General features: G+C 66.0%; 9 protein-coding genes. All 9 read right to left on the bottom strand.

Annotation, left to right across the window (positions count from 1 at the left end):
• Positions 1-642: 642 nt before the first annotated feature.
• Positions 643-1,980 carry an acetamidase/formamidase family protein gene (locus P0Y43_RS15865; protein WP_275638219.1) on the bottom strand — a complete coding sequence of 446 codons (1,338 nt, stop codon included), beginning with the start codon at positions 1,978-1,980 and terminating at the stop codon, positions 643-645.
• A gap of 137 nt (positions 1,981-2,117) precedes the next feature.
• The gene (locus P0Y43_RS15860; protein WP_275638218.1) at positions 2,118-2,939 is read right to left on the bottom strand and encodes a LuxR C-terminal-related transcriptional regulator; all 822 of its coding nucleotides are present in this window, start codon (positions 2,937-2,939) and stop codon (positions 2,118-2,120) included.
• Positions 2,940-2,992: 53 nt separating this feature from the next.
• Positions 2,993-4,405, bottom strand: a complete 1,413-nt coding sequence (locus tag P0Y43_RS15855) for an aminotransferase (protein WP_275638217.1) — start codon at positions 4,403-4,405, stop codon at positions 2,993-2,995.
• Between the two features lie 24 nt (positions 4,406-4,429).
• Positions 4,430-5,533, bottom strand: a complete 1,104-nt coding sequence (locus P0Y43_RS15850; RefSeq protein ID WP_275638216.1) for a polyamine ABC transporter substrate-binding protein — start codon at positions 5,531-5,533, stop codon at positions 4,430-4,432.
• A gap of 192 nt (positions 5,534-5,725) precedes the next feature.
• Positions 5,726-6,424: an NAD(P)H-dependent oxidoreductase gene (locus P0Y43_RS15845; RefSeq protein ID WP_275638215.1), complete on the bottom strand. Its 699-nt coding sequence runs from the start codon at positions 6,422-6,424 to the stop codon at positions 5,726-5,728.
• Positions 6,421-8,070, bottom strand: a complete 1,650-nt coding sequence (locus tag P0Y43_RS15840) for an ABC transporter ATP-binding protein (protein WP_275638213.1) — start codon at positions 8,068-8,070, stop codon at positions 6,421-6,423. Before P0Y43_RS15840 ends, P0Y43_RS15845 begins: the two co-directional genes overlap by 4 nt.
• Positions 8,071-8,072: 2 nt before the next feature.
• A complete protein-coding gene (locus tag P0Y43_RS15835; RefSeq protein ID WP_275638212.1) occupies positions 8,073-8,900 on the bottom strand; it encodes an ABC transporter permease in 828 nt (275 codons plus the stop codon).
• A 3-nt stretch (positions 8,901-8,903) separates the two neighbouring features.
• Positions 8,904-9,863, bottom strand: a complete 960-nt coding sequence (locus P0Y43_RS15830; RefSeq protein ID WP_275638211.1) for an ABC transporter permease — start codon at positions 9,861-9,863, stop codon at positions 8,904-8,906.
• Positions 9,864-9,887: 24 nt separating this feature from the next.
• The gene (locus tag P0Y43_RS15825; RefSeq protein ID WP_275638209.1) at positions 9,888-11,489 is read right to left on the bottom strand and encodes an ABC transporter substrate-binding protein; all 1,602 of its coding nucleotides are present in this window, start codon (positions 11,487-11,489) and stop codon (positions 9,888-9,890) included.
• Positions 11,490-11,560 lie beyond the last annotated feature (71 nt).

Here is an 11,560-nt window from a genome sequence, read left to right as displayed (position 1 = left end):
GATGGCCAGCTTCTTATAATGGGCGGTGGGGTGGATGACGGCAGGTCATCTCAACACTGTCGAATAGGCGACACGCCTCTTTTTCAAGGATTGATTATTTATCGGACGAACGCCTCCCTCGGCAATGGCTCAGCCACGACACGTTAGTATTCATTGAGCACGAACGCACGCTTCAGCCAACACTGAGTTGGCCGTTCCTAGCGTGAATAAAGTAAGACCGAGCGCTGACTGGGCGTTCGCTCAGTACTTCGCAGTCAGTGCAGGGAGTAATCGACAACATCGGGGCATAGTGTGCCCACGACAATGAAAGGCCGTTGAACATGAACCCAAGGTCAGTTCATTCCAACTTGCCATCATGCAAGGTTGTAGCAGGGCGGGCTGTTCACGGCTGTAGCGACCACCGAGGTTGTGCAGCGTCCCGCTGTCAATCTTCGAATAATCGAGGCTCATGTGCTTTGTCTTTGTGGTTTTTATAGCGCTGCTTGGGTAACAACTTGTAAAGAAAATACTCGTCTGTACGAGTTAAAGCAACAGCCCTACAGACGAGTCTGAAAAATTTGCTACGTATGCACGGTACGGCCAAAAAACGCACAAAGTGGGTACTGAAGTGCCATCGCCTGGTGCAGCCAGGCCCCGTGCAGGTCAGTCGAGCAAGTATTTCTCACGCACCAGGTGGCCAATACCCATCCGGTCCAGCACTGCCATCGGGCACAGGAAGGTCACCCGGACCGTGCCCGGCAACCGGCTGATCTCGATGGAACCGGTGATCGTCGCGCGGTTCAGCACCTCGTCATACGGCAGCCCGGTCACTGCGGCGGCGCGTTGCAGGCCATTCTTGGTCGCGACGTTGAGGTCTTCGCCACTGCCGATGAAGGTGATCGGGCCGTTGTGTTCGATCTCCCGTTGCCCCCAGCGCTCGCCCAGTTCACGCACCCGCTGGCGCTGCTCGGCGGTCATCGGCCGGGCCATCGGCGGCAGGTCGTCGAGGTTCTGCAGCAGGATCGGGCCGTCGAGGGTCAGGTGCTTGATCACCTCTACCGTAAGCTCAGTCTCGCCCGACACGTCGGTGGCGTGGCCGGCGATCTCGCCGTTGCCCTGCTGGGCGTGCATGTCGCCCATGTACACGCCGGCACCGGGCACCTTCACCGGGCAGATCAGGATGCAACCCTCGCGCACCGAGTTGGTGTCCATGTGGCCGTCGGTCTTGGCGGCGTGCAGGGCTTCACGGGTGAGGCTGAAACGGTGCGGGGCGTCGATCAGGTGCTGGCCGAAGTCGGCGCAATTGTGCGAGTCGGGCATGTCCACGGCGGGCGTGGTGCCGATGTTGCCGAGGAACGGACGCATGTGTGCGGCCACGCCGGGCATGTCGGCGCGGGCCAGAGAAAGGATCGAGTGTTGCGCCGCAAGCTCCGGCAATACCGACATCTGCGCGGCATCGCCAGCCAAGGTGTTGGCCACGTCCTGGTTGACGGTGAGGCTGACCTGGTGCTCCTGATCGAGGACGATCACGTAGCCATGGCTGAAGCGGAAGGCATTCACCTCGGCGCCGCAATGGCTGCAGCGGATCGCCTCCTCGCCAATGCCATCGACATGGCTGGCCGGGTGCTCGGTGCCGCAGGCGGCGCAGAACTTGGCCACGAACGGGTCGCCGTGGTAGCGCCCTTCGACGAACTGCATGACCCCGGACGAGGTCGCCAGCGAGGTCACGCGCATGCGCTGGATCTTCAGCGCCACGGCATCGCCGACCTCGGCGCCCTCGATCGCCACCGGTTGGGTCACCTCATGGCCGCCCTCGAATGCCGGGGTGATCATCGGCCCCCAGCAGCCCGGCGGCGTGCCGGTCACCAGCGTGCCACCGTCGGCCAGCGGGCCGAGCATGGCCTGGCTCGGGCCGATGATGCCGTGGGTGTAGCGGTCTACCCGCAGGTGGCGCACGGCAGTGTGCGCGGTGGGTGCATCAGGCAGGTTCTTTATTGTCATGGTCAGGCCCCTGGAACGGATGAGCGCCATCGAACGTGGCGATCAATGCAGTTCAGCAGAGGTGTGTATCCAGCGTGTCAGTGAATCGCGTCCGTCTGTATCCCAGCCCAGGCTGGATACACGGCGGTACAACGCGCCTAGCCTTGGCGCAACCAGTCGATGAACAGCGCGAACAGCTCCGACTGCGAATTGATCGCCAATTTCAGGTACAGGTTCTTGCGGTGCATGCGCACGGTTTCCGGCGAGATGCCCAGCTCGATGGCGGTGGATTTCACCGAATGCCCGCGCAGGATCATGTGCGCCACTTCGCGCTCGCGGTCGGTGAGCACCTGGCAGCCGAAACTGTCGAACGCGGCCTGGAGGCTGCCGCGCTCGACGCTGGCGGTGCCGGGTTCCAGGTTGTGGCGGGCATAGCGGCCGAGCAGCTCGCGAACCATCGGCTCGACGGCCCGCAGCAGGTCGATCTGGCCCTGGCTCAGGCGCGCTCCGCTGCAGCCCTGGAACAGGCTCAGGGAGATCTTGCGACCGTCGCTGAGGTCGACGATGTAGTAGCTGTCTTCACTGCAACCGGTGCCCAGGTAATAGGCCTTGTAGTAATCGCTGTCGAAGAAGTTGTCCGGGGCGATGTCCTGCAGGTGGTAGAAGCCTTCGGCCAGACCGCTCTGCACCGCCAGGCAGAACGGGTCGAGCAGGTAGCCGGCGGCAAAGTAGCGGTTGAGCACCGCGTCGCGGTGGCGCTCGGGAATGCCTTGCTGGTACAGCAGGCGCGGCGCCCTGCCCTGGCATTCGAGGCTGATCATCATCGACTCCACCGCCACCAGGTGACTCAGCGCCGCCGCCAGTTGCGCCAAGGCGTCCGGAGTATCGCTATGGGCCAGGGCGCGTTGCAGCGCCGCGTGCCATTGCTGCAAGGCACCAAGGGTGAGGGTCAGGGGCGTGTCGGGGGTCGCATGGGTCATGCCCGGCAGTCTAGCCTGCCGGGCACGCCCTCGCACAGCCCGTTGCAGGCTGCTCATCGGCCGTCGTACAGGCCTTGCGCGCTGAGTTCACGCGCGGTCTCGAGGATGCACTGGCGCAGCGTGTCGACGATCTCGTCCACCTGTGCGCGGGTAATGATCAGCGGCGGCGACATCACGTTCAGGTGCATGATCGGCCGCACCAGCAGCCCCTTGGCCTGGGCCTTGCTGTGGATGCGCTCGCCGATGTTGACCGCATCGGGGAACAGCGCCTTGCTGGCCTTGTCGGCGACGAACTCGACGCACGCCATCAGCTTCATGCAACGCACGTCGCCCACCAGCGGCAGCTCGCGCAAGGTCTGCAGGCGCTGCTCCAGGTAGCCGCCGACGTCATTGACGTGGGCCAGCAGGTTCTCCCGTTCGATGATCTCGATGTTCTTCAGCGCCGCGGTGCAGCACACCGGGTGGCCGCTGTAGGTGAAGCCGTGGGTGAAGCAGCGGCCCTTGCCGGGCTCGGCGATCACCTTCCAGATGCGCTCGGAGAAAATGCACGCGCCCAGCGGCAGGTAGGCCGAGGTCAGGCCCTTGGCGGTGGTGATGATGTCCGGCTGCACGCCGAACAGCTCTTCACTGGCGAAGAAGGTGCCGAGCCGGCCAAAGGAGGTCACCACTTCGTCGGCGACGAACAGGATGTCGTAGGTCTGGCACAGCTGCCACATGCGCAGGAAATAGCCCTTGGGCGGAATGATCACGCCCCCCGAGCCCATGATCGGCTCGGCGAAGAACGCCGCCACGTTGTCGGCGCCCAGCGAGAGGATCTTGTCTTCGAACTCGGCCACCAGGAAGTCGAGGAACTCGGCTTCGTCCATGTCGTCCGGGGCACGGTACGGGTTGGGGTTGGAAACGTGGCTGATCAGGTCGTTGGCGTAGTCGAACTCCGGCACCCGGTCGGCGGCCTTGTTGCCGATCGACATGGTCAGGGTGGTGGAGCCGTGGTAGGCGTTGTAGCGGGCGATGACGTGCTTCTTGTCCGGCTTGCCACGGCAGTTCTGGTAGTACTGGATCAGCCGGTAGGCGGTGTCCACGGCGGTGGAGCCGCCGGTGGTGAGGAACACGTGGTCCAGGTCGCCCGGGGCCAGCTGCGCGAGCTTCTGGCACAGTTCGATGGCGACGTCGTTGGCCATGTCGGAGAACGGGTTGGAGTACGCCAGCTTGCGCACCTGGTCGGCGATGGCCAGCGCCATCTCCTCGCGGCCCAGGCCGATGTTGGTGCACCACATGCCACCGACGGCGTCGAGGAAGCGGTTGCCGTGGGTGTCACGGATGTAGGCGCCGTCGCCCTGGACGATGTTCAGCGCACCCTGCTCGCGGTGCTCGTCGAACACGTGGTAGCCGTGCATGTAGTGGGCCTTGTCAGCCTCCACCAGCGGGTCATGGGTCGGGGCGAAGGCTTTGCTTGGGATGGCCATGGGCAGCTCCTTGGGTGAATGGGTTCAGAAACCGGTCTTGACCGAGCTCCAGACCCGCGTGATCGCGCGCATGTCCTTGGGGCTCTGGGTCTTCTGCGCGAACAGGCGCTGGCGGGTCTGCTCGTCGGGGTAGATCGCCGGATCCTGGCGGATATCGGCCTGCACCAGCGCCGTGGCCGCCGCGTTGCTGTTGGCGTAGTGGATGAAGTTGGTCACCTTGGCCATGGTCTGCGGCTGCAACAGGAACTCGAGGAAGCGGTGGGCGTTGCCGGCGTTGGGCGCGTCCTTGGGGATGTACAGGTTGTCGAACCAGATCAGCGAGCCTTCCTGGGGGATGAAGAACGACAGCTTGATGTCCTTCTTCGCTTCCACCGCGCGGGCCTGGGCGGTGGCATAGTCGCCGGACCAGGTCAGGGCCAGGCACACGTCGCCGTTGGGCAGGCTGGTGAGGTAGTTGACCGAGTCGAACTTGCGGATGTAGGGGCGGATGTTCAACAGCAGTTGCTCGGCGGCCTTGAGGTCGGCAGGCGCGGCGCTGCGGGGGTCCTTGCCCAGGTATTGCAGGGCCAGCGGGATGACTTCGGTGGGCGCGTCCATCAGGGTCACGCCGCAGTCGGCGAAGCGCGAGACGACCTTGGGGTCGAACAGCATGGCCAGCGAGCCGATCGGCGCGTCGGGCATGCGTGCCTTGATCTTGTCGACGTTGTAGGTGACCCCGGAGCTGCCCCAGGTATAGGGCGCCGAGTACTTCAGCCCCGGGTCGTAGCCTTGCAGGTTGCGCACCACCTGCTCATCGAGGTTGTGCCAGCTGGGCAGTTGCTGCTTGTCCAGTGGCTGGAACACTCCGGCCTGGATCAGCGGCGGCACCAGCGAGGCATTGAGCATGACCAGGTCGTAGCCGGAACGGCCGGTGAGCAGTTTGGTCTGCACGGTCTCGTAGCCGTCGAAGGTGTCGTAGACCACCTTGATACCGGTGGCCTTCTCGAAGTCGGCCAGGGTGGTTTCGCCGATGTAGTCGGTCCAGTTGTAGAGCCTGAGCGTGTTGCCGGTATCCACCTCTGCGGCCTGCGACAGCGTGGCGGTGGACGCCAGCAGCAGACTGCCAATCACCTTCAGTGCCTTGCGCATAGCAACTCCGTCGTGTGAGTGCTCTGGGTCGAGCTGACGAGGTCACTATCGGCGCATTCGACGGGTCGAGACATACCCCGAATGTGTGGGTGGTCGTTTTTGGGCAGGTCGCTGGTTATCGCGGGCCCTTCGCGCGGCAAGCCCGCACCTACAGGGGCGGTGTGGCCCGTGTGCGGGCTTGCAGCGACGACGTCACAGCGGATACAACGCCTCGTCGAACTGTTCCAGACGCGGGAACACCAGCGGCTGATCATCCGCCAGGTGCTCCAGGCGCTCGCGGTACTGCCCGAGGAAATCCCGGCGCGCCTCGTCACTGATGTACGGCACATGCCAGGCCACGAACGGTGGCAACACCTCGAAACCGACATACGCCAGGGTGCCGCGCAGAATCGGCCGGAGCATGTCCTCCAGCGGCCCATGGATGGCCCCCTCGCCGAACATGTGCTCACGCCCACCCAGGGTCACGGTCACCAGCGCCTTCTTGCCCACCAGGCCACCCTGGTCGTAGAAGCGCTTGCCGCCATAACACACCCCCGACACCAGCACCCGGTCGATCCAGCCCTTGAGCATGGCAGGCGCCGAGAACCAGAAGATCGGGAAGTTCAGCACCAGCAGGTCCGCCCATAGCAGCTTGTCCAGCTCCTGCTGGATGTCCGCGGCGATCGAGCCACTCTTGACCCCCAGGCGCTGCTCCAGCGCATACACCAGGTAGCCGGGGTTCTCGCGGCGGCTGAAATCCTCGGCGCTGGCCACCGGGTTCCAGCCCATGGCGTACAGGTCGCTGACCTGAACCGGGTGGCCCTGGGCGCGGAAGGTCTCGACGGCCTGGTCGCGCAGGGCGGCGGTGAAGGACTGCGGTTCGGGGTGGGCGTGGACGATCAATACATTCATGAAGGTTGTCCTTCGACAGGTTGCGGGGAAGAAGCGCTGGCGCGCCGGGCCAGCAGGCGGTCGAGCCAGTCCGGGTCCATCTGCGGCTCGGAGGAGAACAACAGGCCCGTGTAGGGCTGGTGCGGCGGGGTGAAGATCGCCTCGCGGCTGCCGTGGTCGACCACTCGGCCGCGCTGCATCACCAGCACCTGGTCGGCGATGGCGCGCACCGTGGCCACGTCGTGGGTGATGAACAGGTAGGCCACGCCCAACTGGCGTTGTAGACGGTCGAGCAACTTGAGCACGCCTTCGGCCACCAGCTGATCGAGCGCCGAGGTGACCTCGTCGCAGATGATCAACTCAGGCTCGGCAGCCAGGGCGCGGGCGATGCACACCCGCTGCTTCTGCCCGCCGGACAGCTCGCGGGGCTGGCGGTCCATGAACGTCGCCGGGTCCAGTTCGATCATCTCCAGCAACTCGGCCACCCGTGCGCGCAACGCCTTGCCCTTGAGGCCCAGGTAGAAGGCCAAGGGGCGCCCGATGATGTCGGCGATGCGCTGGCGCGGGTTAAGTGCGGTGTCGGGAATCTGGTAGATCATCTGGATGCGCCGCAGCTGCGCCTTGCTGCGCCGCCGATAGTCCGCCGGCAGCGCCTCGCCGTCGTACAGCACCTGGCCGCTGGAAGGCGGCAGCAAGCCGGTGATCAACCGCGCGCTGGTGCTCTTGCCACTGCCGGACTCGCCGATCACCGCCAGGGTCTGGCCGCGCTGCACGCTCAGCGACACGTCATGCAGCACCGGCTGCGCGCCATAGCTGGCCGAGGCGTTGCGCACCTCCAGCAAGGGCCGCTGCTCGGGCTGGCTCGGCTTGGGCGCAGTGTGGAAACTGCGCACGGCCCACAGCGACTTGGTGTAGTCCTGGCTGGGTGCGTCGAGCATGGCGCGGGTGGCGGCCTCCTCCACCAACCTGCCGTGGCGCAGCACCATGATGCGGTCGGCGATCTGCGCCACCAGCGCCAGGTCGTGGCTGATGTAGAGGGCCGCGCTGCCGAAGCGCTTGACCGCATCGCGGATGGCGGCGATCACCTCGATTTGCGTGGTCACGTCCAACGCCGTGGTGGGCTCGTCGAAGATGATCAGGTCCGGGTGGCAGGCCATGGCCATGGCCGTCATCACCCGTTGCAGTTGCCCGCCGGAGACCTGGTGCGGGTAGCGCTGGCCGATACGCTCCGGGTCGGGCAGGCGCAGCACGCGGTACAGCTCGACCGCTTCGGCCTCGGCGCGGGCGCGGTCGATGCCGCCGTTGATCACCGCGGTTTCCACATGCTGGTCGATCAGCCGGTGCGCCGGGTTGAACGACGCCGCCGCGCTCTGCGCGACATAGGCAATGCGCAGGCCGCGCAGCCGGCGCAGGGCGTCGGGATGGGCGCCAACCAGTTCCTGGCCATCGAAGCGCACCGAGCCGCCGCTGATGCGGCAACCGTCGCGCACGTAGCCCATGGCGGCCAGCCCCAGGGTGGACTTGCCGGCCCCGGACTCGCCGATCAGCCCCAGCACCTCGCCGCGTTGCAGGGTCAGGTCGACGCCCCGCACCAAGGGGTGCCAGGTGTCGTCGGAATGGCCTTCGATGTGCAGGTCGCGGATCTGCAACAGCGGGGTATCGCTCATGCTCAGCACTCCTTCAGGCCGCTGGACTGGTGCAGTACCCAGTCGACGACGAAATTCACGCTCACGGTGATCAGCGCCACCGCCAACGCCGGCAGCAGCGGGCTGATGTCGCCGAAGGTGATCAGCACCGCGTTGTCGCGCACCATGCTGCCCCAGTCGGCGGTCGGCGGCTGGAGGCCCAGGCCGAGGAACGACAGCGCGCTGATGAACAGGAAGACGAAACAGAAACGCAGGCCGAACTCAGCGACCAAGGGCGCCGCGGCATTGGGCAGCACCTCGCGGGTGACCAGCCACCACAGCCCTTCCCCGCGCAGCCGTGCGGCCTCGACGAAGTCCTGCACCACCACGGTCATCGCCACCGCTCGCGCCAGGCGAAACACCCGGGTCGCGTCGAGCAGCGCGATCACCAGCACCAGCGAAGTGGTGGTGGTGCCGACCACGCTGAGGATCAGCAAGGCGAAGATCAGTTGCGGGATGGCCATGAGGATATCCACCACGCGCGACAGCCCCTGGTCGACCCAACCGCCGCGGATCGCCGCCATCAGGCCGCAGAAACCGCCCACGGCGAACGCCAGCAGCGTGGTCAGGAAGGCGATGCCGAGGGTGTTGCGCGCGCCGTACACCAGGCGGCTGAACATGTCCCGGCCCAGGTTGTCGGTGCCCAGCAGGAACTGCCCGCCCCACGGCGCGAAGCCCTCGCCGACCACCTCGGTCTCGCCGAACGGCGCCACCAGCGGCGCGAACAACGCCACCATCACGTACAGCAGGATCACCAGCAGGCCGAACTGCGCGCTCAGCGGTGCGCGACGCAAATGCTTGAACAGGCTCATGGGCTACCCCTTCGGATGCATCAGGCGCGGGTTGCTGGCGATCGACAGCACGTCGGCACTGGTGTTGAGCAGGATGTAGGTGGCGGCGAAGATCAGGCTGCACGCCTGCACCACCGGGATGTCGCGCTTGGCCACCGAATCGACCAGCAGTTGGCCAAGGCCGGGGTAGACGAACACCACCTCGACCACCACCACGCCGACCACCAGGTACGCCAGGTTCAGCGCCACCACGTTGACGATCGGCGCCAGGGCGTTGGGCAAGGCATGGCGGAAGATGATCCGCGCCTGGCCGATGCCCTTGAGCCGGGCCATCTCGATGTACGGGCTGGCCAGCAGGTTGATCAGCGAGGCGCGGGTCATGCGCATCATCTGCGCCACCACCACCAGGCTCAGGGTCAGCACCGGCAGCAGCGATCGCTCCAGCACCTCGCCCAGGGTCGCGTCCGGGGCCAGGTTGGAGAGGCTCGGCAGCCACGCAAGCTTCACCGCGAACACCAGGATCAGCAGATAAGCGACGAAGAACTCGGGAAACGACACCGCGCTCAGCGCGCTGGTATTGAGCAAGCGGTCGAACCCGCTGTTGCGGTATAGCGCCGCCAGCATGCCCAGCAGCAACGCCAGCGGCACCGAGATCAGCGCCGCCAGCACGGCCAGGCTGAAGGTGTTGCCCAGGCGCGCGCCGATCAGCTCGGCGATCGGCCGCTGGTTGGCCAGCGACACGCCCAGGTCGCCGTGCAGCAGTTGCCAGGCCCAGTGGAAGAAGCGCGCCAACGCGGGCTGGTCCAGGCCCAGCTGGGTCCGCAGCGCGGCCACGGTTTCCGGGGTCGCGGCCTGGCCGAGCATGGCCTGGGCCACGTCGCCCGGCAGCATGCCCACGGCCAGGAAGATGATCACCGACACCGCCAGCAGCGACAGCAGGCCCAAGGCCAGGCGCTGGGCGAGCAGTTTGCAGAGACTATTCACCGTGCAGTCCTCGACGAAAGGGGTTTACGCCTGCCACCAGCGTTCGATCAGCCGCAGGCCATCGAGCTCGCCATAGGGCGCGGTGGCGCCACCGTGGGTCACGCGCCGCGAGCGCGCGGCCACGGAGCTGGCGAACAGCGGCACGATGGCCCCGCCGTCGTCGCGGCACAGGGCCTGCATCTCGTTGTACATCTCCTGGCGCAGCGGCGCGTTCATCTCGCCGCGGGCGGCGTTGAGCAACTGGTTGAAGCGCGGGTTGTCCCAGTGCGTCTCGTTCCACGCCGCGCCTTTCGCGTAGCCGATGCTGAACATGCGGTCGGCGGTGAGGCTGGAGTACCAGAACGAGGTGGTGAACGGTTGCTTCATCCATACGTTGGTGAAGAAGCCGTCGGCCGGCTCGCGCACTACGTCGATATCGATGCCGGCCTTGCGCGCCTGCTCCTTGAACAGCACCGAGGCGTCCACGGCGCCGGTGTAGGCGGCGTCAGAGGCTTGCAGGCGCACCTTGAGCGAATCGAGGCCGGCCTGCTTGAGGTGGAAGCGCGCCTTGTCGGCGTCATAGGCGCGTTGCTCCAGGGCGGCATTGATGAAGCGACTGCCAGGCTGGATTGGGTGGTCGTTGCCGACCTGGCCATAGCCGTACAGCACCGAGGTCAGCAGGGCCTGGCGGTCGATGGCGTGCTTGAGTGCCAGGCGCACGTTGTTGTCCTTGAACTGCGCGGCGTCGCAGAGCATCGGGAAGGTGTAGTGCTGGGCGCCCTTGGTTTCCTCGATCACCAACTGCGGGTTGCGCTTGAGCAGCGCCACGGTCTTCAGGTCGACCTTGTTGATCACGTCGACCTGCCCGGTGACCAGCGCGTTGACCCGCGCCGCGCCGTCGGCAATGGCCAGCAGCTCGGCGCTGGCGAAGTGCGCCCTGCCCGGCTTCCAGTAGTCGGGGCTGCGCTCCAGGTCCATGCGCACGCCGGGTTCGAAGCGTTTCAGGCGATAACCGCCGGTGCCGGTGCCCGCCTGCCAGTCGGCCACGCCGTCCTTGGCGGGCATGATAACCAGGTGGTAGTCGGCGACGACGTAGGGGAAGTCGGCATTGCCCGAGTGCAGCTCGAACACCACGGTGGCGGCATCCTCGGCGCGCACCTGGGCGACGTCGCCGAGCACAGTCTTGGCCGCCGAGGTGGATTTCTCGCCCAGATGATGCTGGATCGACGCCACCACGTCGCTGGCGTCGAGGGTCTTGCCGTCGTGGAAGGTCACACCCTGGCGCAGGAAGAAGGTCCACACCCGCGCGTCCGGGCTGGATTCCCAGCGCTCGGCCAGCTCCGGGATGGCGCTGCCGTCCACGCCGATCTCGCTCAGGGTGTTGTACACCGCCGAGAAGCCGACGAAGGTGAAGGTGTCGCTCCAGGAACCGGGGTCGCGCGAGTCGGTGGTGCTGCCACCGGCCAGGCCCATGCGCAGCACGCCACCGGCTTTCGGCGTGGTGCCTTCGGCCCAGGCCGGCAGCGACAGGCCCAGCGAGAAGGCGCCGGCGACGGTGGCCGCCGCCGCGCCGAACTTGAGGAACTCCCGACGCGGCAGGCCGCCGTCGGGCATCGCTTGAGTGATCTTGTTGTTGTTATCGCTCATGGCATTGCCCCTGTTGAACCGCAAGGAAAGGAACGCAGGCAGCGATGACGGCATATTTGTAATTGTCATCG

This window comes from Pseudomonas entomophila (genome assembly GCF_029193575.1).
Lineage (GTDB): Bacteria > Pseudomonadota > Gammaproteobacteria > Pseudomonadales > Pseudomonadaceae > Aquipseudomonas > Aquipseudomonas entomophila_G.
Note: the sequence above shows the minus strand (reverse complement) of the source record. Positions and strands in the feature narration are given on the sequence as shown.

Bases quoted from the DNA above. Each gene is read 5' to 3' on its own strand.
- P0Y43_RS15865 (WP_275638219.1), bottom strand. From the start codon at position 1,980: ATGACAATAAAGAACCTGCCTGATGCACCCACCGCGCACACTGCCGTG.
- P0Y43_RS15860 (WP_275638218.1), bottom strand. From the start codon at position 2,939: ATGACCCATGCGACCCCCGACACGCCCCTGACCCTCACCCTTGGTGCC.
- P0Y43_RS15855 (WP_275638217.1), bottom strand. From the start codon at position 4,405: ATGGCCATCCCAAGCAAAGCCTTCGCCCCGACCCATGACCCGCTGGTG.
- P0Y43_RS15850 (WP_275638216.1), bottom strand. From the start codon at position 5,533: ATGCGCAAGGCACTGAAGGTGATTGGCAGTCTGCTGCTGGCGTCCACC.
- P0Y43_RS15845 (WP_275638215.1), bottom strand. From the start codon at position 6,424: ATGAATGTATTGATCGTCCACGCCCACCCCGAACCGCAGTCCTTCACC.
- P0Y43_RS15840 (WP_275638213.1), bottom strand. From the start codon at position 8,070: ATGAGCGATACCCCGCTGTTGCAGATCCGCGACCTGCACATCGAAGGC.
- P0Y43_RS15835 (WP_275638212.1), bottom strand. From the start codon at position 8,900: ATGAGCCTGTTCAAGCATTTGCGTCGCGCACCGCTGAGCGCGCAGTTC.
- P0Y43_RS15825 (WP_275638209.1), bottom strand. From the start codon at position 11,489: ATGAGCGATAACAACAACAAGATCACTCAAGCGATGCCCGACGGCGGC.